The sequence below is a fragment of the Streptomyces sp. NPDC050504 genome (assembly GCF_044458065.1).
GTDB lineage: Bacteria > Actinomycetota > Actinomycetes > Streptomycetales > Streptomycetaceae > Streptomyces.
In genome coordinates, this window is sequence record NZ_JBITHO010000011.1 from 94,365 (window position 1) to 119,356 (window position 24,992).

Below are 24,992 nucleotides of genomic sequence, written 5' to 3' on the forward strand. Positions count from 1 at the left end.
AGAATCAGCATTCGGCGGGAACCGGGTGGCTCGGCCGTTCACGGGGTGGGGCGGCCGTTCGCGGGGTGGAGCGCGGTCATCGAGGCCATGAGGTGCCCGGCGACCAGCCTCGGCGTCGGGTGCCGCAGCACCAGGTTCGGCTTCAGCCTGAGCCCGGTCGTCGCGGCCAGGCCCTTGCTGAACTGCACCGAGAGCATCGAGTCGAAGCCCAGCTCCTTGAACTCCCGGTCGGGGTCCAGGGTTTCGCCCGACGGGTGGCCGAGCACGACGGCGACCTTGGTGAGGACGTGGTCGAGCAGGAGCGCCGCCGCCTCGTCGTCGGGGAGGCCCGCGAGCCGGTCGGGCAGGGCGACGGGCGCCTCCTCCTCAACGGGCGGCTCCGGTACGGGCGCGTGCGCCGTCGCGCCGGGGGGCGCGGAGTCCAGCCAGTAGCGCTGCCGCTGGAACGCGTACGTCGGCAGGTCCACCCGGCGCCCCGGGCCGAACAGGGCGTCCCAGTCCACGGCCCCGCCCCGGGCGTGCAGTCGGGCCAGCGAGCCGAGCACGGACTCCACCTCGTCCCTGCCCCGCCGCGACGACGACAGGACCAGCGCGCCGTCCACGTCCTCGACGGTCTCCTGCACCGGCACGGTCAGCACGGGGTGCGGGCTCATCTCGACGAAGACCCGGAACCCGTCGTCGGCGAGCTGCCGTACGGAGGACTCGAAGAGGACCTTCTCGCGCAGGTTGTCGTACCAGTAGTCGGCGTTCAGCCCCGCGGTGTCGACGACCCTGCCGTACAGGGTCGAGTAGAAGGGCAGTTCGGACGTCCGGGGGGCGAGGTCGGCCAGCGGGGCGACCACCTGGTCGCGAACTCGGGCGACGTGGTGCGAGTGCGAGGCGTACTCGACCGAGATCCGCCGGGCCTGGACGTCCTCGGCCCGCATCTTCTCGACGAACTCGTCGAGCGCGTCCGGCTCCCCCGACACGACCACGGACCTGGGCCCGTTGACCACCGCGACGCTCACCCGGTCCTGCCAGGCCCCCAGCCGCGACTCCACGAAGTCGACCGACTCGGCGACCGACGCCATCGAGCCGTGCCCGATCAGGTCGACCAGGGCCTTGCTGCGCAGCGCCACGGTCCTGGCGGCGTCGCGCAGCGACAGGGCGCCGCAGACGTGGGCGGCGGCGATCTCGCCCTGGCTGTGCCCCACCACCGCGGCCGGTTCGACGCCCCAGGAGCGCCACAGGGCGGCCGTGGCCACCATCACGGAGAACAGCGCGGGCTGCACGACGTCCACCCGGTCCAGCGTCGGGGCGCCCGGCGCTGCGCGCACCACGTCGAGCAGCGACCAGTCGACCCACTCGGCCAGCGCGGCCGCGCACGCGTCGAGGCTCCGCGCGAAGGCGGGGAAGGCGTCGTAGAGCCGACGGCCCATGCCGACCCACTGGGAGCCCTGCCCGGGGAACACGAAGACCGTGCCGCCCTGTTGCCCGGCCGTGCCGCGCGCCACGGCGGCGGACTCGGTGCCGTCGCCGAGCGCGGCCAGGCCCGCCAGCAGTTCGTCCAGGTCGTGGCCCAGGACCACCGCGCGGTGCTCGAACGCCGTACGGCCCGACGCCAGCGACCGGCCCGCGTCGGCGGCGTCGAGGCCGGGGCGGGCCGTGACGAAGTCGTGGAGCGTGCGCGCCTGTTGTTCCACGGCGGCGGCGCTCTTCCCGGACAGCACCCAGGGCACGAGGCCGCCGACGACGCCCCGGCGCTCGTGCTCCTGGACCTCTTCAGGGGCCTCTTCCAGGATGACGTGCGCGTTGGTGCCGCTGACGCCGAACGACGACACGGCGGCCCGCCGGGGGCCGTCCGCACGGGTCCACTCGCGGCCCTCCGCGAGGAGTTCGACGGCGCCCGACGACCAGTCCACGTGGCGCGAGGGGGCGTCCACGTGCAGGGTCTTGGGGAGGTGGCGGTGGCGCAGGGCCAGCACCGTCTTGATGACCCCGCCGACACCGGCGGCGGCCATCGAGTGGCCGATGTTCGACTTCAGGGACCCCAGCCACAGCGGCCTGCCCTCGGCGCGGCCCTGTCCGTACGTCGCCAGCAGCGCGCCCGCCTCGATGGGGTCGCCCAGGGTGGTGCCGGTGCCGTGCGCCTCGACCAGGTCGACGTCGGACGCCCGGAGCCCCGCGTTGGCGAGCGCCGTGCGGATCACCTTCTCCTGGGCGCGGCCGTTGGGGGCGGTGAGCCCGTTGCTGGCGCCGTCCTGGTTCACCGCGCTGCCGCGCAGGACGGCGAGCACCGGGTGACCGCTCCGGCGGGCGTCGGACAGCCGCTCCAGGAGCAGCACGCCCACGCCCTCGGCCCAGCCGGTGCCGTCGGCCGCGTCCGCGAAGGACTTGCACCGGCCGTCGGCCGACAGGCCGCGCTGCCGGGAGAACTCCAGGAAGAGCGCGGGCGTCGCCATCAGCGCGGCCCCGCCCGCCAGCGCGAGCGAGCTCTCGCCCGAGCGCAGCGACCGCATCGCCAGGTGCACGGCCACCAGGGACGACGAGCACGCCGTGTCCACGGTCACCGCGGGTCCCGTCAGGCCGAGCTGGTACGCCACCCGGCCGGACGCGACGCTCGGGGCGCTGCCCTGAAGCAGGTAGCCCTCCAGGTCGTGTCCGGCCGCTTCGAGGAAGCGCGCCCCGTACTCGGGGGAGCTGACGCCCGAGAAGACGCCGACGTCCGTGCCGCGCAGGGCGGCGGGGAGGATGCCGGCCCGTTCGATCGCCTCCCACGAGGTTTCGAGGAGCAGCCGCTGCTGCGGGTCGACGGCCAGGGCCTCGCGCGGGCTGATGCCGAAGAACCCGGGGTCGAAGTCGGCCGCGTCCGCCAGGAACCCGCCGTGCCGCGCGTACGAGCCGCCCGCCGTGTCGGGGTCGGGGTCGAAGACGTCCCGCCACCCGCGGTCGCGCGGGAACTCGCCCACGGCGTCGCGGCCGTCGCGGACCACCTCCCACAGCTGCTCGGGCGAGGCGACGCCGCCCGGGTAGCGGCAGGCCATGCCCACGATCGCGATCGGTTCGCCGCGCCCGGCCCTGAGGTCCTCGTTCTCCTGCCGGAGGCGGTCGCGCTCCTCCAGCAGGGCGCGCAGGGCGCGCTGGACGCGGTCCCCGCCGTCGGCCGGGCGGTCGGCACCGTCGGCCGGGCGGTCGGTGGAGTTCTCCATGTCAGTTGCTCCTCTCGTCCAGAGCGAGGTCGACGAGTGCGTCCAGGTCGAGGTCGTCCAGCGCGTCGTTCGTGTCGGTCGTACTGCTCGTACTGCTGGTACTGCTCATGCCGGTCGTGCCGGTCGTGGTGTCCGTGCCGGTGCCGGGTCCCGGTCGGCCCGCGGCGGCGAGGACCAGGTCCAGGACGCCCGCGCCGCGCAGCTTCTCGATCGGCACGGTCCGCAGCAGTTCCCTGATCTCCGCGTCCCCGGCCTCCGCCGGGGCCTCGGCGGGCCGCAGCAGGCCGCTCAGGTGCTGCCCCAGTTCGCGGGGGGTCGGGTAGCTGAAGACGAGGGTGGGCGCCAGGCGCAGTCCGGTGGCGGCCGCCAGGCGGTTGCGCAGTTCGACGGCGGTCAGCGAGTCGAACCCGAGGTCCTTGAACGCCTTGTCGAGGTGGACGGTGTCGGCGGTGGTGTGGCCGAGCACGTGCGCGGCGTGGGTGCGGACGAGGGCGGCGACGGTGTCCCCGGCCTCTTCGGGGGTCAGGCGGGCCAGCCGGTCGCGGAGGGTGGCGGCGCCCGCGTCGGTGGCCGCCGCCGCCCTGCGGGCGGGGGCGCGGACGAGTCCCTTGAGCACGGCGGGAAGGGTGCCGCTCTCCAGGCGGGGGCGGAGCAGGGCGGGGGAGATCCTGGCGGGCACCAGGCAGGCGGCGTCGGCGGCGCGGGCGGCGTCGAACAGGGCCAGGCCCTCGTCCGCCGTCATGGGCTCGATGCCCAGGCGCGCCATCCGGGCCAGGTCGGCGGCGTCCAGGTGGCCGGTCATGCCGCTGCTGTCGGACCACAGTCCCCAGGCCAGGGAGGTGGCGGGCAGCCCTTCCGCTCGGCGGTGTTCGGCCAGTGCGTCGAGGAAGGTGTTGGCCGCCGCGTAGTTGCCCTGGCCCGGGGTGCCGAGGACGCCGGCCGCCGAGGAGAAGAGGACGAACTCGGTGAGGTCCGCTCCCCTGGTCAGTTCGTGCAGGTGCCAGGCGGCGTCGGCCTTGGGGCGCAGCACGCGCTCGACGCCGTCCGCCGTCAGGGAGGCGAGGGTGCCGTCGTCGAGCACGCCCGCGGTGTGCACGACGGCGGTGAGCGGGTGTTCGGCGGGGACGGCCGCCAGGAGCGCGGCGAGCGCGTCGCGGTCGGCGGTGTCGCAGGCGGTGACGGTGACCCGCACGCCCGACGCGGTGAGTTCGGCGGCGAGTTCGGACGCGCCCGGGGCGTCGGGGCCCCGCCTGCTGGTCAGCAGGAGGTGGCCGGCCCGTCCGGTCGCCGCGTAGTGGCGGGCGAACAGGGCGCCGAGGGTGCCGGTGCCACCGGTGATCAGGACGGTGCCGGTGCCAGTGCCGGTGCCGGTACCCGTACGGCTACCGGTGTCGGCGTCGGTGCCGGTGTCCGTGATGGGCGGGGTCTCCCGTACGAGCCGGGGTGCGTACAGCCGCTGTTCGTCGTCGCGCACCGCCACTTGGGGCTCGCCGCAGGCCAGGGCCGTACGGAACGACTCGGCGTGGACCGCGTCCCCGTCCGGCAGGTCGATCACGGCGAAGCGGCCGGGGTTCTCGGTCTCGGCCGTGCGGAGCAGGCCCCACACGGCGGCCTGGGCCGGGCTCGGCGTCTCGGTGGCGGGGTCGACGGCGACGGCCCGCCGGGTGAGGAACACCAGCCTGCTGTCGGCCGTCCGCCCGTCGGCCAGCCACGTCTGGATCAGCTCCAGGGCGTACTGGACGCGGGCGCGGGCGGCGCCGGGCACGTCGTCGGCCGGTTCCGGCAGTTCCAGCAGGCCGGTGGCGACGACCAGGTCGGGCAGGTCGGGCAGGTCGGACGTGGCGGCCGCGAGCAGCGCCGCCGCGTCCGAGTGGTGTCCGGCCCCGGTGCCGCCCGGCAGCGCGGCGCGCAGGGCTTCGGGGACGGTGGCCCCCAGGAAGGCCGCGCGGCCCGCCGTGAGGGGCCGTGCGTCGGGCACGGGGGTCCAGGCGATGCGGAACAGGTGGTCGTCGCCGCCGGACGCGACGGCCTTCGCCAACTGTTCGGTGGTGACGGGCCGTACGGCCAGCGACGTCACGTCGGCGACGGGCTGCCCGGTCGGGTCGGCGAGCGCGATGCGCAGGGTCCCGGCGTCGCCGGGCGCGATCCGCACGCGCAGGGACCGGGCGCCCACGGCGTGCAGCCGGACGCCGGACCAGGCGAACGGCAGCAGCACCTGGCCGGTGTCCTGCTCGGGCCCCGTGCCGACGATCGGGTGGAGCGCGGCGTCGAAGAGCGCGGGGTGCAGGCCGTAGGGGTCGGCGGTGTCGTCGGTGGGGAGGGCGACCTCGGCGTAGAGGGTGTCGTCGTGCCGCCAGAGGGCGGCCAGGCCCTGGAAGGCGGGGCCGTAGTGGTAGCCGCGCCCGGCGAGCCGGTCGTAGAGGGTGTCGGCGGGGACGGGCACGGCGCCCTTCGGCGGCCAGGCCGTCGGCTCGGCCCAGTGGGCCGGGTCGGGGGCGGCGGTCGGCAGGGGGGCGAGGGTGCCGGTGGCGTGGCGGGTCCAGGGCCGGTCGGGGCCGGCGTCGTCGGGCCGGGAGTGCAGGGCGAGGGCGCGGCGGCCTTCGGCGTCGGCGGCCGCCACGTGCACCTGGAGGTGCAGGGAGCCGTCGGCGGCGAGGGCGAGGGGCGCTTCGAGGGTCAGGTCCTCCAGGTGGGGGGTTTCGACGGCCTGGCCCGCGTGCAGGGCCAGTTCGACGAACGCGGTGCCGGGCAGGAGGGTCGTGCCGTGGACGGCGTGGTCGGCGATCCAGGGGTGGCTGCGCGCCGAGAGGTGTCCCGTGAAGACGTGTCCGCTGCCGTCCGCGAGGGCGACGGCGGCCCCGAGCAGGCCGTGTTCGGTGGCGTGCAGGCCCAGCGCGCCGGGGTCGGTGGCGCGGTCCGCCTGCCGGATCCAGTAGTGCTCGCGCTGGAAGGGGTAGGTGGGCAGGGAGCGGTGGGCGGGCGCGGTGGCGGGGTAGAAGCCCGCCCAGTCGGCCGGGGTGCGGGTGTCGGCGGTGGCCAGGGAGGTCAGGACGCGCTGCCAGGTGTCGTCGTCGCGGCGCAGGGTGCCGGTGACGGCGGCCTCGCCGGTGCCCCGGTGGGCCTCGGCGGTCTCCTGCACGGCGTGGGTGAGCACCGGGTGCGGGCTGACCTCGACGAACAGGGTGTGTCCCGTGTCCAGCAGGGAGCGGGTGGCCGTCTCGAAGGCGACGGTGGTGCGCAGGTTCTCGTACCAGTACGCCGCGTCCATCCCGGTCGTGTCGCGCAGCGCGCCACCGGCGCGGTCGCCCACCGTGGAGTAGAACGCCACGTCCGCCCGGCGCGGGCGCACCGGGGCCAGCAGGTCGAGGAGTTCGTCGTGGAGCGCCTCGACGTGCGCGGTGTGCGAGGCGTAGTCCACCGGGACCGTACGGGCCCTGATGCCCTCGGCCTCGCAGTGGGCGACGACCTCGGCGAGCGCGTCGGCGTCGCCCGCGACCACGGTGGCCGTCGGCCCGTTGACCACGGCGACGGCGACCCGGTCCGCCCAGCGGGCGATCAGTCGCCCGGCCGCCGCCTCGGCGAGGGGCAGGAAGACCATGCCGCCCAGGCCCGCGAGGCGGGTGATGGCGCGGGAGCGCAGCGCCACGATCCGGGCGGAGTCCTGGAGGGACAGCACCCCGGCGACGTGCGCGGCGGCGATCTCGCCCTGGGAGTGGCCGACGACCGCGTCGGGGGCGATGCCCAGGTGCTCCCACAGCCGCGCCAGGGAGATCATCGTCGCCCAGAGCGCGGGCTGCACGACGTCGACCCGGTCGAGGGAGGGCGCGCCCGGTGTCTGCCGCAGGACGTCGATCAGGTTCCAGCCGGTGTACGGCTCAAGTGCCGCGGCGCAGGCGGTGAGGTGCTCGGCGAACACGGGGCTGGCGGCCATGAGTTCCACGCCCATGCCGACCCACTGCGAGCCCTGCCCGGGGAAGACGAAGACCGTCCTGCCCCGCTGGGCCGCCGCCGTGCCGGTGATCGCCTGCGGCGAGGGCTCGCCCGCCGCGAGCGCGGCCAGCGCGCCCCGGTAGTCGGCGACTTCGCGGCCGACGACCACCGCGCGGTGGTCGAACGACGACCGGCTCGCGGCCAGTGCGTGGCCGATCTCGGCGGGCGTCGCCGCCGGGTGCCGGTCCAGGTGTGCGAGCAGGCGGGCCGCCTGCTCGGCGAGCGCTTCCGGCGTCTTCGCGGACAGCGGCCAGGGCAGCGTCCCGTCCGTCACCACCGAAGGCCCGACGGGCTCTTCGGCTGCGGGCTCGTCCTGCGGGGCCTGTTCGACGATGACGTGGGCGTTGGTGCCGCTGATGCCGAAGGAGGAGACGGCCGCGCGGCGCGGGCGTCCCGTCTCGGGCCAGGGCCGTTCCTCGGTCAGCAGCTCGACCGCGCCCGACTCCCAGTCGACGTGCGGGGTCGGCTCGTCCACGTTCAGCGTGCGGGGCAGCACTCCGTTCTGCAGGGCCATCACCATCTTGATGACGCCGGAGACGCCGGCGGCGGCCATGGTGTGGCCGATGTTGGACTTGAGCGAGCCCAGCCACAGCGGCCGGTCGTCGGGCCGCCGGCGGCCGTACGTGGCGAGCAGCGCCTGTGCCTCGATCGGGTCGCCCAGCTTGGTGCCTGTGCCGTGTCCCTCGACCACGTCGACCTCGTCGGGGGCGAGGCGCGCGTTGGCCAGGGCCTGGCGTATGACGCGTTCCTGCGAGGGTCCGTTGGGGGCGGTGAGGCCGTTGCTCGCGCCGTCCTGGTTGACCGCGGAGCCGCGGATGACGGCCAGCACCCGGTGGCCGTTCTTCCGCGCGTCGGAGAGGCGTTCCAGCAGGACGATGCCGACGCCCTCGCTCCAGCCGGTGCCGTCGGCGGACGCCGCGTAGGACTTGATGCGGCCGTCGGGCGCCAGTCCGCGCTGCTTGCTGAACTCGGTGAGCACGCCGGGGGTGGCCATCACCGCGACGCCGCCGGCCACCGCGAAGGTGCACTCGCCCTGGCGCAGCGCGTGCGCCGCCTGGTGCAGGGCCACCAGGGACGACGAGCACGCCGTGTCCACGGTGATCGCCGGGCCTTCGAGGCCGAGGAAGTAGGAGAGGCGGCCGGAGAGGACGCTCATCGTGTTGCCGGTCAGGAGCAGGCCGTCGACCCCTTCGGGGGCTTCGTGGAGGTGGGGCCCGTACTCCTGGGGCATGGCGCCGACGAACACGCCCGCCCGGCTGCCGTGCACGGCCTCCGGGCGGATGCCCGCGTGCTCGAACGCCTCCCAGGTCGTTTCGAGGAGCAGCCGCTGCTGCGGGTCCATGGCCAGCGCCTCGCGGGGCGCGATGCCGAAGAACCCGGCGTCGAACTCGGCCGCGTCGTAGAGGAAGCCGCCCTCCCTGACGTAGCTCTTGCCCCGCTGGTCGGGGTCCGGGTCGTACAGCCCCTCCAGGTCCCAGCCGCGGTCCGTGGGCAGTCCCGCGATGCCGTGGCGGCCGGACGCGACCAGCTCCCACAGCTCGTCGGGCGAGCCGACGCCGCCGGGCAGGCGGCAGCCCATGCCGACGATGGCGACGGGCTCGGCCTGCGCGGCGGCCGCGGCCGGGCCCGTGGCCTCGGCGGCGGGCGCGGCGAACCGGTCCGCGTCGCCGAGCAGTTCGCCGCGCAGGTGGCGGGCGATGGCGGCGGGCGTGGGGTGGTCGAAGACCGCGGTCGGCGACAGGCGCAGCCCGAAGGCGGCGCCGAGGCGGTTGCGGAGCTCCACCGACGACAGCGAGTCGAAGCCGATGTCCTTGAACTTGCTGTCGGGCCTGACCGCTTCGGGCGTCGCGTGGCCCAGCACGGTCGCGGTGTGGGCGCGTACGGCCTCCAGCAGTTCGCGTTCCGCGTCGGCCGTCGGCATTGCGGCGAACCGCCGTCCGACCGCGCCGCCGCCCGCCGCGCTCCCGGCCGCGGTGCGCCGGGCGGCGCGGGGGCGCACCAGGGCGCCGAGCACCGGGGACGGCGTGCCGGTGCCGTCCTGGGCGAGCCGCGCGAGGTCGAGGCGCGCGGGGACGAGCGCGGGCCCGTCCAGCGCGAGGGCCGCGTCGAACAGGGCGAGTCCTTCGCGCGAGCGCAGGGGCAGCAGCCCCGAGCGGGCCATCCGGGCGAGGTCCGCCCGGTCCAGGTCCCCCGTCAGGTCGCTGCGCTCGTCCCACAGGCCCCAGGCCAGCGAGGTGGCGGGCAGCCCTGCCGCGCGGCGGTGTGCGGCCAGTGCGTCGAGGGCGACGTTCGCCGCCGCGTAGTTGCCCTGGCCGGGGCCGCCGAGCGCGCCCATCACCGAGGAGAACAGGACGAACGCCGTCAGGTCCAGGTGCCGGGTGAGCCGGTGCAGGTGCCAGGCCGCGTCCGCCTTGGGCCGCAGCACAGCCGCCAGCTGAGCGGGGGTCAGCGCGGAGACCACGCCGTCGTCCAGCACGCCCGCCGTGTGCACGACGGCGGTCAGCGGGTGCGCGTCGGGCACGGCGGCCAGCAGGCGGGACAGCGCATCGGGGTCGGCGACGTCGCAGGCCACGGCCGTGGCCGTCGCGCCGAGCGCGGCCAGCCGGTCCACCAGTTCGCGCGCGCCGGGGGCGTCCGGGCCCCGCCTGCTGGTGAGCAGCAGGTGCCGTACGCCGTACGCGGTCACCAGGTGGCGGGCGAAGAGGCCGCCCAGGGTGCCGGTGCCGCCGGTGATCAGGACCGTTCCCGCCGGGTCCCACGGGGCGGGCGCGGGCGGCGCGGACTGCGGGCCGTCGGTGGCGGCCCGGACGAGCCGGGGCACCAGCATCTCGCCCGCGCGCACCGCGAACTGCGGTTCGCCACTGGCGAGCGCGGCGGGCAGGGCGCGTGCGGAGCGCTCGTCGTCGTCGAGGTCGACGAGGACGAAGCGGTCCGGGTTCTCCGTCTGCGCGGTGCGCAGCAGGCCCCACACCGGCGCCGTGGCGAGGTCGGGGCGCTCGGTGGCGCCCGCCGTCACCGCGCCGCGGGTGACCACCGCGAGGCGCGTGCCGGCGAACCGCTCGTCGGCGAGCCACGCCCGCACCAGGGCCAGCGCGTCGAGCAGCGCGGTGCGCACGGCGGCGGGGTCGTGAGCGGTGCCATGGACGGTGTCGTGGGAGTCGGCGTCGGCTTCGGCGCCCGGGACTGTGGCCGCGCCGGGGGGCGTGGCAGCGGCGGGCAGGAGGTGGGTCAGGGCGAGCGCGGGCCGGGACCCGGGCGCCGCGCACGCGTCGCCGAGCGCGGACAGGTCGTCGTACCGCTGCGGCCGTACGGCCTCCAGCGCGGCGCCGAGCCCGAGCGGGTCGTCGCCCAGCAGCGCCCACGGGCCTTCCTGGTCCCCTTCCCTGGCACCTCCCTGGGCTCCTTCCCTGGCCCCGTCCTCGGCCCGCACGGCCACGGGCACCCAGTCCATGCGGAACAGCGCGTCGAGGTGCCCGCCCCCGGCCCCTTCGAGCGCGGCCGGGTCGACGGGGCGCAGCGCCAGCGAACCGACCGACGCGACCGGCGCGCCCTCGGTGTCGGCGGCCTCCACCACGAGGGCGTCGCCGCCCGCCGGAGCCAGCCGCACCCGCAGGGTCGTGGCGCCCGCCGCGTGCAGCCGCACGTCGGACCAGACGAACGGCAGCCTCAGCGCACCGGGTTCGCGCCCGGCCCCCGCGCCCGGGAGCAGCCCCGCGTGCAGGGCGGCGTCCAGCAGCGCGGGGTGGATGCCGAAGGCGGTCGCCTCGCCGTGCCGCTCCTGCTCCAGCACCACTTCGGCGAACGCCTCGTCGCCGCGCCGCCACACCGACCGTACGCCCCGGAACGCGGTGCCGTACCGGTAGCCGACGGCGTCCAGCGACGGGTAGAGCCCGTCGGTGTCCACCGGCTCGGCACCGGCCGGCGGCCACACCGCCGGGTCCCACGAGAAGGACTCCCGGCCGCCGTCGGCGAGCACACCGGTGGCGTGGCAGGTCCAGGGCGCGCCCGTCCCCTCGCCGTCGGGCCGGGAGTGGATCTCCACGGAGCGCCGTCCGGTGTCGTCGCGCTCCCCCGCCTCGACCCGCAGCTGGACGCCGCCGGTCGCGGTCAGGGCGAGCGGCGCCCGCAGGGTGAGTTCTTCGAGGAGGTCGCCGCCCACCTCGTCGCCCGCGCGCAGCGCCATCTCGACGAAGGCCGTGCCGGGCAGCAGTACGGCGCCGCCGATCGTGTGGTCGGCCAGCCAGCCGTGCGTACCGAGCGCCAACCGGCCGGTCAGCACGGTGACGTCCGCACCCGCCAGCTCCACCGCCGCGCCGAGCAGGGGGTGCGCGACCGCCGACTGTCCGGCCGAGGCCGCGTCCACCGCGCTCCCGGTCCGCTCCAGCCAGTGGCGCTGCCGCTGGAAGGGGTAGGTGGGCAGGTCCAGGTGGGCGGGTGCGGCGGCCGGGAAGAAGCCCGCCCAGTCGACCGGAGCGGCGCCCTGGGCGTACGCGGTGGCGAGCGAGGTGACGACACGCTGCCAGGTGCCGTCGTCGCGCCGCAGCGTGCCGGTGACCGCGACCTCGGCCCCGCCCTCGTGGACCTCCACGGTCTCCTGGACCGCGTGGGTCAGCACCGGGTGCGGGCTGACCTCGACGAACAGGGTGTGCCCATCGTCCAGCAGCGCCTCGGTGGCCGCCTGGAAGTGCACGGCCGTCGCCAGGTTGTCGTACCAGTACCCGGCCCCCATCACCCTCGTGTCCGCCACCGGACCGCCCAGGTGACCGGCGACCGTCGAGTAGAACGCCACCCCGGCTTCCCGGGCCTCGACCGAGGAGAGGACGTCCAGCAACTCGTCCCGCAACGGGTGGACGTGGGAGGTGTGGGAGGCGTAGTCGATCGGCACGCGGCGGGCCCGTACGCCCTCCTGCGCACAGTGCGCCAACAGCTCCTCCACGGCCTCGATGTCACCGGCGACCACCGTGGCCGAGGGGCCGTTGGCCGTCGCGACGACCAGTCGTCCCTCCCACCGGGTGACGAACGCCTCCGCGTCCGCCAGGGGCAGCGGGAGCGAGACCATGCCGCTCAGACCGGCGATCCCGGCCAGGGCCTGGGCGCGCAGCGCCACGATGCGGGCCGCGTCCTCCAGCGACAGCACCCCCGCGAAGTGCGCGGCGGCGATCTCACCCTGCGAATGACCCACCACCGCGTCCGGAGAGACACCCAGGTACTCCCACAGCCGCGCCAGCGACACCATCACCGCCCACAGAGCGGGCTGCACGACGGCATCACCCTCAAGCGCGGGCGCACCCTCCACCTGCCGCAGGACATCGATCAGGTTCCAACCGGTGTACGGCTCCAACGCCGCCGCGCACGCGGTGAGATGTTCGGCGAACACGGGGCTGGCGGCCATGAGTTCCACGCCCATGCCGACCCACTGCGAGCCCTGCCCCGGGAAGACGAACACCGTCTTCCCACCCTTCGCCACCGCGCCGCCCGCAACCACACGGGCCGACGGCTCACCGGCCGCGAACGCACTCAACGCACCCTGATAGTCGGCAAGTTGAGAACCCACAATCACCGCACGGTGGTCGAACACCGACCGGCTCGCCACCAACGCGTGACCGACCCCGGCCGGGATCGCCTCCGGCTGCCGCTCCAGGTGCTCCAGCAGACGACCCGCCTGCTCCTCCAGCGCCGCACGCGACTTCGCCGACAACACCCACGGCAACACCCCGCCCGTCACCACGGACGGCTCCGGCACGGCCGCCTCGACGGCGGGCTCCTCCTGCGGGGCCTGTTCGACGATGAGGTGGGCGTTGGTGCCGCTGATGCCGAACGACGAGACGCCCGCGCGCCTCGGGCGGCCGGTCTCGGGCCAGGGCCGTTCCCCGGTCAGCAGTTCCACCGCGCCCCGGTCCCAGGCGATGTGCGAGGACGGCCGGTCCACGTGCAGCGTCCTCGGCAGCACGCCCTCGCGCATGGCCATGACCATCTTGATGACGCCGCCCACGCCCGCGGCGGCCTGCGCGTGGCCGATGTTGGACTTGAGCGAGCCCAGCAGCAGCGGCCGGTCCTCCGGCCGCCCCTCGCCGTACGTGGCGATGATCGCCTGTGCCTCGATCGGGTCGCCGAGCGCGGTGCCCGTGCCGTGCGCCTCGACGGCGTCGACCTCGTGCGCCGCCAGTCCCGCGCCCGCCAGCGCCTGGCGGATGACGCGCTCCTGCGAGGGCCCGTTGGGGGCGGTGAGGCCGTTGCTCGCGCCGTCCTGGTTGACCGCGGAGCCCCGGACGACCGCCAGCACCCGGTGGCCGTTCCTGCGCGCGTCGGAGAGGCGTTCCAGCAGCAGCAGGCCAGCGCCCTCCGCCCAGGCCGTGCCGTCCGCCGCGTCGGAGAACGCCTTGCACCGCCCGTCGGCCGCGAGGCCGCGCTGGCGGCTGAACTCCACGAACATGCCGGGCGTCGCCATGACGGCGACGCCGCCCGCCAGCGCGAGGTCGCACTCGGCGTTGCGCAGCGACTGGGCCGCCATGTGCAGCGAGACCAGCGAGGACGAGCACGCGGTGTCCACCGTCACGGCGGGGCCCTGGAGGCCGAGGGTGTACGAGATGCGGCCCGAAGCGACGCTCGCGGTGTTGCCGGTCAGCAGGTACCCGTCGTACCCGGCGGCGCCTTCGTGCAGTTGGGGGCCGTACTCCTGAGTCATGGCGCCGACGAAGACGCCGGTCCTGCTGCCGCGCAGGGCGGCCGGGTCGATGCCCGCCCGCTCGACGGCCTCCCACGAGGTTTCGAGGAGCAGCCGCTGCTGCGGGTCCATCGCCGTCGCCTCGCGCGGGCCGATCCCGAAGAACGCGGGGTCGAACTCGGCGGCGCCGGAGAGGAATCCGCCCTTGGCGACGTACGAGGTTCCCGGGCGCTCCAGGTCGGGGTCGACGAGCCGTTCGAGGTCCCAGCCCCGGTCGGTGGGGAAGCCGGTGATGGCGTCGGCGCCCTCGCTGACGAGCCGCCACAGGTCCTCGGGGGTGCGGACGTCTCCCGGGTAGCGGCAGGCCATGCCCACGATCGCGATCGGTTCGTCCGCGACCGCCGCGGCGGACGGCGAAGCGGGGTCGGCGGAATCGGCGGACCCTTCGGCGCCCAGCAACTCGGTCCGCAGGTGGCGGGCGACGGCTGCGGGGGTCGGGTGGTTGAAGAGCAGGGGCGCCGGGAGGTCGAGACCGGTGAGGGCGCCGAGGCGGTTGCGCAGCTCGACGGAGGCGAAGGAGTCGAAGCCGAAGTCCTTGAACGTGCGGTCGCCGTCCACCGTCTCCGAGGTGACGCGTCCGGTGATCGCCGCGACCTCGGCGAGGACGCGGTCGGTGAGGATCTGCTCCTGCCGGGTCCCGGAGGCCGCCGCGAGGCGGTCGAGGAGCGGTGACGACGGGGTGGGGGCGGTGTTCCCCGCCGTCCGGGCGACGGTCGCTTCCGGTGCCGTGGGCAGCTCGTCGGCGCCGTCCGTCGCCAGGTCGATCCAGTGGCGCTGCCGCTGGAAGGGGTAGGTGGGCAGGTCCAGGTGGGCGGGTGCGGCGGCCGGGAAGAAGCCCGCCCAGTCGACCGGGGCGGCGCCCTGGGCGTACGCGGTGGCGAGCGAGGTGACGACGCGCTGCCAGGTGCCGTCGGCACGGCGCAGCGTGCCGGTGACGGCGACCTCGGCCTCGTGGTGCGCGGCGGTCTCCTGCACGGCGTGGGTGAGCACGGGGTGGGGGCTGACCTCGACGAACAGGGTGTGTCCTGCGTCCAGCAGCGCCTCGGTGGCCGTCTGGAAGTGCACGGCCGTCGCCAGGTTGTCGTACCAGTACCCGGCCCCCATGACCGTGGTGTCGGCCATCGGGCCGTCCAGGTGACCGGCGACGGTGGAGTAGAAGGCGACGGTGGCCTCGCGCGCCTCGACCGGGGCGAGGGCGTCCAGCAACTCGTCCCGCAACGGGTGGACGTGGGAGGTGTGGGAGGCGTAGTCGATCGGCACGCGGCGGGCCCGTACGCCCTCCTGCGCACAGTGCGCGAGCAGTTCCTCGACCGCGGCGACGTCACCGGCGACCACGGTGGCCGAGGGGCCGTTGACCGTGGCCGGGGTCAGCCGCCCTTCCCACCGGGCGACGAACGCCTCGGCGTCCGCCAGGGGCAGGGGGAGGGAGACCATGCCGCTGCGGCCCGCGATCCGGGTGAGCGCCTGGGCGCGCAGCGCCACGATGCGGGCCGCGTCCTCCAGCGACAGCACCCCCGCGAAGTGCGCGGCGGCGATCTCACCCTGCGAATGACCCACCACCGCGTCCGGGGCAATGCCCAGGTACTCCCACAGCCGCGCCAGCGACACCATCACCGCCCACAGAGCAGGCTGCACGACTGCATCACCCTCAAGCGCGGGCACACCCTCCGCCTGGTTCAGCACATCGATCAGATTCCAGCCCGTGTACGGCTCCAACGCCGCCGCGCACGCCGTCAGGTGCTCGGCGAAGACCGGCGAGTCGCGCATCAGCTCCACGCCCATGCCGACCCACTGCGAGCCCTGCCCGGGGAAGACGAACACCGTCTTCCCACCCTTCGCCGCCGCGGCGCCCGCGACCACACGGGCCGACGGCTCACCGGCCGCCAGCGCACTCAACGCACCCTGATAGTCGGCAAGTTGAGAACCCACGACCACCGCACGGTGGTCGAACACCGACCGGCTCGCCACCAGCGCGTGACCGATCCCGGCCGGGGTCGCCTCCGGCTGCCGCTCCAAGTGCTCCAGCAAGCGACCCGCCTGCTCCTCCAGCGCCCCGCGCGACTTCGCCGACAGCACCCACGGCAGCGTCCCGTCCGTCACCACGGACGGCTCGGGCACGGCCTGGTCGGCGGCGGGCCCGTCCGGCGTCCATTCGCGCAGGACGACGTGGCAGTTGGTGCCGCCCATTCCGAAGGAGCTGGTACCGGCGATCAGGGGGCGGTCGGGGCGGGGCCAGGGGGTGAGTTCCCGCTGGACGCGCAGCCGCAGTTCGTCGAAGGCGATGTCGGGGTTGGGCGTCTCGAAGTTGAGGCTGGGCGGCAGTTCGCGGTGCCAGATGCTGAGGGCCGTCTTGAGCAGGCCGACGATGCCCGCGGCGCCCTCCAGGTGGCCGATGTTGGTCTTCGCCGACCCGACGCGCAGCGGGGAGTCGGCGGGGCGCCCGGTGCCGAGCGCGGCGCCGAGGGCGGCCGCCTCGACGGGGTCTCCGACGCGGGTGCCGGTGCCGTGCAGTTCGACGTACTGGACGTCCTCGGGGCGGGTGCCGGCGCGCTCGTGGGCGCGGCGGACGACTTCTTCCTGGGCGCGTGCGCTGGGCACCGTGAGGCCGGGCGTGGCACCGTCGTTGTTGACGGCGCTGCCCTCGATGACGCAGTAGACGCGGTCGCCGTCGGCGACCGCCCTGGACAGGGTCTTGAGGGCCACGTAGGCGCCGCCTTCGCCGCGTACGTAGCCGTTGGCGCGGGCGTCGAAGGTCTTGCACAGCCCGTCGGGCGACAGGCCGCCGAACTTGGTGGAGCCGATGGTGCTCTCGGGGACGAGGGCGAGGTTGACGCCGCCCGCGAGCGCGAGGGTGCACTCCCCCGCGCGCAGGCTCTCCGCCGCGAGGTGCACCGACACGAGTCCCGACGACTGGGCGGCGTCGACGGCGAGGCTGGGGCCGTTGAGTCCGAGCGTGTAGGAGAGCCGGTTGGCGATGATGCTGCGGTGGAGTCCGGTGACGGAGTGGCGGTCGATGCGCCGGGTGCCGTGCTTGTAGAGCCGGGTCGCGTAGTCGTCCCACATGGCGCCCACGAAGACGCCCGTGCGCGTCCCGGCGAGGTCAGCGGGGACGATCCCGGCGTCCTCCAGCGCCTCCCAGCCGAGTTCCAGCATCAGCCGCTGCTGGGGGTCCATCATCGCGGCCTCGTTGGGGGCGATCCCGAAGAAGTCGGCGTCGAAGCCCGCGACGTCGTCCAGGTAGCCGCCGCGGGTGGTGGTGATCCCGCCGGGGGCCGTGGCGTCGGGGGAGAGGAGCCGCCGGGCGTCCCAGCGGTCGGCCGGGACGTCGGTGATGCCGCTCCCGCCGTCGCGCAGCAGCTGCCAGAAGGCCCGGGGGCCGTCGGCGGCGGGCAGGCGGCACGACATGCCCACGACGGCGACGGGCTCGCGGGCGGGCTCGTCCGCCCCGTGGGCGCGCGCCTCGGTGACGGCGCGTCGCGAATGGGACCGGAACGTGTCGACGTCCTGCACCAGGACCTCCCCCAACGGTTGCGTGAACGTGAAGAAGAAAAACGGGTGTGGCCGCGGGTGTCCGCGGCCGATCGCTTCGTGGAACGCGTGAGATTCGTGGAACGCGTGAGCTTCGTGAAGGGCGTGAGATTCGTGAAGCGCGTGAGATTCGTGAAGGGCGGGGCCTCGCGCCTAGGGCCTGTCGTGGCGCCAGGAGGACAAGTGCTCCAGCAGGCCGTCCGGCGCGTCCATGAACGCGTAGTGGCCGCCGTCGAGCGCCAGGAACCGGACGGATTCGGAGTACTCGCGCCAGCCGTCGAGCGCGTCGGGGCCCACGTCGGGGTCGTCCCGCCAGCGCAGTACGACGACGGGGCAGTCCAGCGCGGCCGGTTCGCGCCTGTAGGCGCTCGCGGCGGCGTGGTCGCGGCCCAGCACCAGCATGCCCAGGTCGATCATGTCGGGCCTGGGCTCGATGCCCCGGCCGCGCAGGAACGCCGCCAGCTCGGCGCGGAGTTCGGGCTCGCCCATGGTGAGCATCCGGTCGCGCGGGGCGTCGTGCGGGGCGGGCTGGCCCGACACGAAGAGGCGGCCGGGGGCGGGCAGGCCGCGTGCGGCGAGCCGGAGCGCGGTCTCGTACGCGGGCAGCGCGCCCGCGCAGTGCCCGAAGAGCGCGTACGGCCGGTCGAGCAGCGGTTCCAGCTGCTGGGCCAGGCTGTCGGCGAGGTTCTCGTAGGTGCCGTAGTGCGGGTGTCCCAGGCGGTTCTCGCGGCCGGGGAACTGCAGGGGGCAGACCTCGGCGCCGTCGATCGCGGCGGGCCAGGCGCTGAAGGCGGAGGCCCCGGCCCCGGCGAAGGGGAAGCAGAAGATCCGGGCCGCGTACGCGTCGGACGGCGGCCTGACGAACCAGGGCGAGACGGTGGTGGTGGAGCCGGGGTTCATGGTGTGTGCCGTTCTTCGGCGACGATGGGCAGGTGGGTCATTCCGGCGATGAAGTACGAGCGCAGGTGCTGCGGTTCGCCGGCCGGTTCGATCGATCCGAACCGCCCGAGCAGCTCCTCGAAGAAGATCCGCAGGGTCATCCGGGCCAGCGGCGCGCCGATGCAGAAGTGCGGCCCGTACCCGAAGGCGACCTGGCGCTTGGCGTTGTCGCGGGTGATGTCGAAGACGTGCGGGTCGGGGAAGCGGCTCGCGTCCCTGTTGGCCGAGCCGATCCACGCGACGACCGCCCCGCGGGCCGGGACCGTGCCGCCCGCGATGTGCACGTCGTCCACCGCGTACCGCATGAAGTTGCAGGCGGCCGACGTCCAGCGCAGGCCCTCCTCGACCAGGTTGGGGACCAGCGTCGGGTCGGCCTGCGCCTTGTCGAACTGCTCGGGCCGCTCCATGAGCGCCTGCACCGTGCCCGAGACGGTGTGCGGCGTCGTCACGTTGGCGCCCAGGAGGATGCTGTACCCGTCGAGGGCGATCTCCTCGTCGGTGAGCGGGGCGCCCGCGGGGCGGACGCTCATGAGGTGCTGGAGCAGGCTGTCGTCCTCGCTCCCGTCGGCCCGCCGCGTACGGACCCACTCCCGTACGTAGGCGAGCAGTTCGTGGTGGGAGATGGCCAGGGTCGCGGCCTCGCTGCCGAGCCGGAAGTGCGGGTCGGAGGGGGCCGTCACCATCGCGGTCAGTCGGACGAGGTCCTCCCAGTCCTTCTCCGGGATGCCCAGGAGGGGGCCCGTGACCAGTGCGGGCAGCAGCAGCGCCCGCTCGGCCAGGTCGAAGGGCCGCCCGTCGAGCGCGGGCTCCAGGAAGCGCACGACGGTGCCGCGGATCCGGTCCTCCCAGGACCGTACGGCCCGCGCGGTGAGCCTGGCGTTCAGCGGCCTGCGGACCTCGGTGTGCCGCGGCGGGTCGGTGGACGTCATCAGGGTGCCCGCCGCGACGTCGTCCGTCCCCAGGTGGGTGGGGACCGTGCCGCGCTCCGAGGTGAACTCCCGGTGGTCGCCGAGCACCCGGCACACGTCGTCGTAGCGGGTGACCGACCAGAACTCGCGTCCGTCCGGGAGGACCTGGTGGTGCAGGGGCGCCTCCTCGCGCATCGCGTCCCAGATCGGGTGCGGGTCGCCCGAGGCGTAGAGGTCCAGGTCGAACAGGTCGACGCGGTCGAGGTCGACGTCCCGCGCGGGGCCCGGCGTCAGCCTCACGTCGAGGCCCCGCCCTTCTCGATCAGCTCGGCGACCCTGGCCGGGGTCTGCGCCAGGTAGAAGTCGCGCACGGACAGCTGGACGCCGTAGTCCAGGGCCACCCGGTCGATGATCTTGATGCCGGTCAGCGAGTTGCCGCCGAGGGCGAAGAAGTCGTCGTCCGCCCCGACCTCGCGGCCGTCGAGGTACTCCGCCCACAGCCGCGCGACCTCCCGCACGAGTGGCACCGGCGCGCCCTCGGGCGCGGCCCGTCGTTCCGCTGCCCCGTCCCGCCCCGTTCGCTGGTGGACCTTCGACGACGTTTCCATTGCCCGTTCCCCTTCCTCTTCGTCCGCGTCCCGCCGGCGGGACAGCTCCGCTGGGCGGCGGGACGAATATCCCGCGTTCCCCCGGGCGTCCGGCCGGTGGCGGCGGGGTGCGGCGCACCCGGTCCCGATGGGGTTGCGCGAGCGGCCGTGTTCACCCTCGTACCGGCTCGTGCGGAGGCCGACGCCGGTTCGGACACGGGCTCTTGGGGCACGTGGCAGTATCAGCGGGTGCAGATCGCGATACTGGGGCCTCTGGAGGTGTGCGCGGACGACGGCGGACCGGTCGACGTGCCGGGTGCGCGGCTGCGCGGACTGCTGGTCGCCCTCGCGCTCAGGCCGGGGCGCGCGGTGCCCAAGGCGTCGCTCATCGACTGGATCTGGGGCGAGCACTCGCCCGCCGACGCGACGAACGCCCTCCAGCGCCTGGTGTCCCGGCTGCGCAAGGCACTGCCGTACGGGGCGATCGAGGGCCACACCGACGGGTACCGGCTGACCGTGGAGCCCGACGCCGTCGACGCCGTCCGCTTCGAACGCCTCGTCGCCGCGGGCCGGGCCCCCGACCGGGACACCGCGGGACGGGCCCGGCTGCTGCGCGAGGCCCTCGAACTGTGGCGCGGCGCCGCCCTCCAGGACGTCGGCCTCCAGGACAGCGCCGCGTTCGACGCCGCCGCCGGGCGGCTCGACGGGCTGCGGCTGACCGCCATGGAGGAGCTGTTCGACGCGCAGACCGCCCTCGGGCGCGGTGCGGAGCTGGTCGCGGAACTGACCGGGCTGGTGGCCGCGCACCCGCTGCGGGAGCGGTTCGTCGCCGCGCTGATGCGCGCCCACGTCGCGGCGGGCGGCACCGGCGAGGCGCTGCTCGTGTACCAGCGGGCGAAGGAGGCGCTGGCCGACGCGCTGGGCGTCGATCCGTCGCCCGAGCTGGCCGCGCTGCACGTCGCGCTGCTGCGGGGCGAGGTGGGGACGCGCGAGCAGGGCCGCAGGACCAACCTGCGCGCCGAACTGACCAGTTTCATCGGCAAGGACGCCGACGTCGCCGCGGTCCGCGGCCTCGTCTCCGCGCACCGGCTCACCACCGTGATCGGCCCCGGCGGCGCGGGCAAGACCAGGCTGGCGGCGGAGACCGCGCGGACGCTGCTCGGCGAACTCCCCGACGGGGTCTGGCTGGTGGAGCTGGCCGCCGTCGGCACGGACGGGGACGTGGCCGACGTGGCGCAGGCGGCGCTCGCCGGTCTCGGCCTGCGCGACGCCCTGCTCGGCGGGTCCCCGCACGCGGAGCCCGCGGACCGGCTCGTCGCCGCGATCCGCGAGCGGGAGGCGCTGCTGATCCTGGACAACTGCGAGCACGTCGTCGACTCGGCTGCGGTCTTCGCCCACCGGCTGCTCGGCGAGTGCCGGCGGCTGCGGATCCTGGCGACGAGCCGGGAACCGCTCGGCATCACCGGGGAGGCGCTGTGGCAGGCCGAGCCGCTGGACCTGCCCGCGCGGGGCGCGGGCCCCGAGGAGATCGCGGCGGCGCCCGCCGTACGACTGCTGCGGGACCGGGCCGGGGCCGTGCGGCGCGACCTCGCGTCCGACGCCGCCACGCTGGCCACGATGGAGCGCGTCTGCCGGACCCTCGACGGGATGCCGCTGGCGATCGAACTGGCCGCCGCCCGGCTGCGCACCCTGTCGGTCGACCAGCTCGCCCACCGGCTCGACGACCGGTTCCGCCTGCTGACCAGCGGCAGCCGCACCGCGCTGCCGCGGCACAAGACGCTCCGCGCGCTGGTCGACTGGAGCTGGGAGCTGCTCACCGACGCCGAACGGCTCGTCCTGCGCCGCCTCTCGGTGTTCTCCGGCGGCGCGGGCCTGGAAGCCGCCGAGCGGGTCTGCGCGGACGACGCGGTCGAACCCGACCAGGTGCTCGAACTGCTCACCTCGCTGACCGAGAAGTCGCTGCTGCGCGCGGACGACGACGGCGAAGGACCGCGCTTCCGCATGATCGGCACCATCAGGGACTACGCCAGGGAGCGGCTCGCCGATTCGGGCGAAGCGGAGGCGGCCAGGCGCGCGCACCTCGCCCACTTCACCGCACTGGCCGAGACCGCGGACCCGTATCTGCGCCGCGCCGAGCAACTGACGTGGCTGGCCGCGCTGGAGGCCGAGCACGACAACATCGGCGCGGCGATGCGCGGCGCGCTCGCGGCGGGCGAGGCCCAGGCGGCGATGCGGCTCGCGGCGGGCGCGGGCTGGTACTGGTGGCTCGGCGGGCACCGGGTCGAGGGCCTCGAACTGATCACCGCGGCGGGCGAGCTGCCCGGGGAGGCGGCCGATGACCTGCGGGCCGTGATGTACGCGCTGGTCGTGCACTTCCTGAGCGCGGGCCCCGGCGACGAGCACCAGGTCGCGGAGTGGATCCACCGGGCCCACCTGGCGGCCGGGAGCGGGCGGCACGGCCATCCGCTGATGGGGTTCGTCGCCCCGCTGAAGCGCATGCTGGAGGGCCCGCACGCGTTCCTCCCCGCGTTCGAGCCGCTGCTCGACGACGAGGACCCCTGGACGCGGGCGCTGGCCCGGCTGCACCTGGGCAAGATGCGGGTCATGCTCGGCCAGGGCGGGCGGGACGTGGACCGGCACCTGGAGCAGGCGCTCGCCGAGTTCCGGGCGCTCGGCGAACGGTTCGGGATCTCGTTCGCCCTGACCGAGCTGGCGGACCGGATAGCCGTGCGCGGCGAGTACGCCGCCGCGTGCGAGCACTACGAGCAGGCGATCGCGGTCGTCACCGAGGTCGGCGGCACCGAGGACATCATCCAGATGCGCTCGCGCCAGGCGCAGTTGTACTGGCTGCTCGGCGACGAGGAGGCCAGCGGGGCCGCCGTCGCCGAGGCGCAGCGGTACGCGGAGCGGGTGACCTGGCCGGGCGCGCTGGCCGTGCTGGCCCTGTCGAAGGCGGAACTCGCCCGGTGGGGCGGCCGGCCCGATGAGGCGCGCGGTCAACTGGGCATCGCGACGCAGCTGTTGGGCGCCGAGGCGGAGCAGGCGAACATCCGCGCGGTGACCCAGGACCTGCTCGGCCGCCTCGCCGACGACCTGGACGAGGCGCGGGCCCACCACGCGGCGGCCTGCGCCGCGGCGGCCGAGGCTGGGCACGCGCCGCTGATCGCGCGGGCGCTCGTCGGGGTCGCGGACCTGGCGCTGCGCCGCGACGACCCCGAGCAGGCCGCCCGGCTGCTCGCGGCGAGCACGTCCGTGCGCGGGCTGCCCGACCGCTCCCACACGGACGTGGCCAGGATCGAGCGGACAGCACGGCGCCGCCTCGGCGACACGGGGTTCGTCGAGGCGGCGCGGGAGGGAACGCGGACGGGCTGGTCTCAGCTGGTGGGGGTCACGCTCGCTTCTTGAAGGTGGAGACCGCCCACGCGTACCCGAGGACCGTGAACCCGGCGCACCAGGCGACGGCCGCGACCGCGTCGCCGCTCGACGCGCCGCCCATCAGCAGGCCGCGCAGCGTCTCGATGATCGGGGTGAAGGGCTGGTACTCCACGAACTGCCGCACACCGGTGCCCATCGTGTCGGCGGGGACGAACGCGCTGCTCAGGAACGGCAGCATGATCAGCGGTACGGCGGCCATGCCGGCTCCCGCCGCGGTCTTGGCGGACAGGCCCATGGCGACGATGAGCCAGCTGGCCGCGAAGCTGACCAGGGCGATCAGGCCGAACGCGCCGAGCCAGCCGGTGGCGCTCGCGCTCGGGTCGAAGCCCATCGCGAAGGCCACGCCGACGATGACGGCGCAGGCCACGACGCAGCGCACCGTGGTGATGACGACGTGCCCGGCCAGCATGGCGCCGCGCGAGACGTCCATCGTCTTGAAACGGTTGATGATGCCCTTGGTCATGTCGTCGTTGACGGCCGTCGCGGTGGCGCCCATCCCGTAGCTGATGGTCATCACGAGCAGGCCGGGCGTCGCGTAGTCGATGTAGTCGACGCCGACGTCGAACCCGCCGCCGAACACCCCGACGAAGATGAGCATCATCACGATCGGGAACAGGATCGCGTTGAACACCGTGACGGGGTTGCGCGTCGTGTGCTTCAGGTTGCGGCGCAGCATGATGGCCGAGTCGGCCAGTGCCGTCGAGACAGCGCTCACTGCGAGATCACTTCCTTGCTGATGTCGCTGACGTCCTTGCCCGAGCGGTCGGTCAGGGCGAGGAAGACGTCATCGAGGTCGGGGGTGTGCACGGTCAGCTCGTCCGCCTCGATGCCGACGGAGTCCAGCCAGTCGAGGATGGAGCGCAGTTCGCGCTGCGTGCCGCCGCTGGGGATCTGCACGGACAGCGTCTCGTCGTCCGCGGTGGCGTCGCGCAGTGCGGCGGCGGCGGACCGGTAGCTGCCCGCTTCGGTGAAGCGCAGCCGTACGTAACCGCCCGGGACGAGCCGCTTGAGCTCGTCCGCGGTGCCTTCGGCGACGAACCTGCCCCCGCTCAGCACCGCGATGCGGTCGGCGAGTTCGTCGGCCTCCTCCAGGTACTGGGTGGTGAGGAAGATGGTGGTGCCTTCGGCGACCAGTTCGCGGACGATCCCCCACATCGTGCGCCGGCTGCGCGGGTCGAGGCCCGTCGTCGGCTCGTCGAGGAAGATGACCTCCGGGCTGCCGACCAGCGTCATCGCCAGGTCCAGCTTCCGGCGCATGCCGCCGGAGTAGGTGGCGGCCATCTTGTCGGCCGACTCCACCAGGTCGAACCGCTCCAGCAGCCGGTTGACCAGGTCGCCGCCGGAGCGCACGCGCTTGAGGGCCGCCATCATCAGCAGGTTCTCCCTGCCCGTGAGCAGGTCGTCCACCGCGGCGAACTGACCGGTCACCCCGATGGCGGCGCGCACCTGCTTGGTAGCGGTCGCCACGTCGTGCCCTGCGACCCGCACCGTCCCCGCGTCGGCGGTGAGCAACGTCGCCAGGACGTTCACCGTTGTCGTCTTGCCCGCTCCGTTCGGGCCGAGCAGGGAGAAGACCGTTCCCGCGGCGACATCGAGGTCGATGCCGTCGAGGACGGTCTTGTCGCCGTAGGCCTTCCGCAGCCCGGAAACTGCAATCGCTGTCCGTCTCATGCCATCACGGTCGCGGTCCGGC

Annotated in this window: 8 protein-coding genes; 1 reads left to right on the forward strand and 7 read right to left on the reverse strand. The window is 74.8% G+C overall.

The window, feature by feature from the left end; all coding sequences use genetic code 11:
* Positions 1-38: 38 nt before the first annotated feature.
* The 5 genes from ACIBNE_RS33895 to ACIBNE_RS33915 all read right to left on the reverse strand — a co-directional run bounded on the left by ACIBNE_RS33895 (position 39) and on the right by ACIBNE_RS33915 (position 19,885).
* On the reverse strand, positions 39-3,188 hold the full coding sequence (locus ACIBNE_RS33895) for a type I polyketide synthase (protein ID WP_399278516.1): 3,150 nt from the start codon (positions 3,186-3,188) through the stop codon (positions 39-41).
* A gap of 1 nt (position 3,189) precedes the next feature.
* Positions 3,190-17,412 carry a type I polyketide synthase gene (locus ACIBNE_RS33900; protein ID WP_399278518.1) on the reverse strand — a complete coding sequence of 4,741 codons (14,223 nt, stop codon included), beginning with the start codon at positions 17,410-17,412 and terminating at the stop codon, positions 3,190-3,192.
* A gap of 171 nt (positions 17,413-17,583) precedes the next feature.
* A complete protein-coding gene (locus tag ACIBNE_RS33905) occupies positions 17,584-18,330 on the reverse strand; it encodes a thioesterase II family protein (protein ID WP_399278520.1) in 747 nt (248 codons plus the stop codon).
* Positions 18,327-19,577, reverse strand: a complete 1,251-nt coding sequence (locus ACIBNE_RS33910) for a cytochrome P450 (protein WP_399278522.1) — start codon at positions 19,575-19,577, stop codon at positions 18,327-18,329. The genes ACIBNE_RS33905 and ACIBNE_RS33910 overlap by 4 nt, the downstream gene beginning before the upstream one ends.
* On the reverse strand, positions 19,574-19,885 hold the full coding sequence (locus ACIBNE_RS33915) for a phosphopantetheine-binding protein (protein WP_399278524.1): 312 nt from the start codon (positions 19,883-19,885) through the stop codon (positions 19,574-19,576). Before ACIBNE_RS33915 ends, ACIBNE_RS33910 begins: the two co-directional genes overlap by 4 nt.
* Before the next feature lie 228 nt (positions 19,886-20,113).
* Between ACIBNE_RS33915 and ACIBNE_RS33920 the strand changes: the two genes are divergently transcribed.
* Positions 20,114-23,269, forward strand: coding sequence for a BTAD domain-containing putative transcriptional regulator (locus ACIBNE_RS33920; protein ID WP_399278526.1), 3,156 nt, complete (start codon positions 20,114-20,116; stop codon positions 23,267-23,269).
* Here the strand turns inward: ACIBNE_RS33920 and ACIBNE_RS33925 are convergent.
* A complete protein-coding gene (locus ACIBNE_RS33925; protein WP_399278528.1) occupies positions 23,253-24,014 on the reverse strand; it encodes an ABC transporter permease in 762 nt (253 codons plus the stop codon). The two genes, ACIBNE_RS33920 and ACIBNE_RS33925, sit on opposite strands and share 17 nt — an antisense overlap.
* Complete coding sequence (locus tag ACIBNE_RS33930; RefSeq protein WP_399278530.1) at positions 24,011-24,970, reverse strand: ABC transporter ATP-binding protein; 960 nt, start codon at positions 24,968-24,970, stop codon at positions 24,011-24,013. The genes ACIBNE_RS33925 and ACIBNE_RS33930 overlap by 4 nt, the downstream gene beginning before the upstream one ends.
* Positions 24,971-24,992 lie beyond the last annotated feature (22 nt).

What these genes read in the sequence shown, in the direction of transcription:
- ACIBNE_RS33895 (WP_399278516.1), bottom strand. Translation starts at nt 3,188, where the DNA reads ATGGAGAACTCCACCGACCGCCCGGCCGACGGTGCCGACCGCCCGGCC.
- ACIBNE_RS33905 (WP_399278520.1), bottom strand. Translation starts at nt 18,330, where the DNA reads ATGAACCCCGGCTCCACCACCACCGTCTCGCCCTGGTTCGTCAGGCCG.
- ACIBNE_RS33915 (WP_399278524.1), bottom strand. Translation starts at nt 19,885, where the DNA reads ATGGAAACGTCGTCGAAGGTCCACCAGCGAACGGGGCGGGACGGGGCA.
- ACIBNE_RS33930 (WP_399278530.1), bottom strand. Translation starts at nt 24,970, where the DNA reads ATGAGACGGACAGCGATTGCAGTTTCCGGGCTGCGGAAGGCCTACGGC.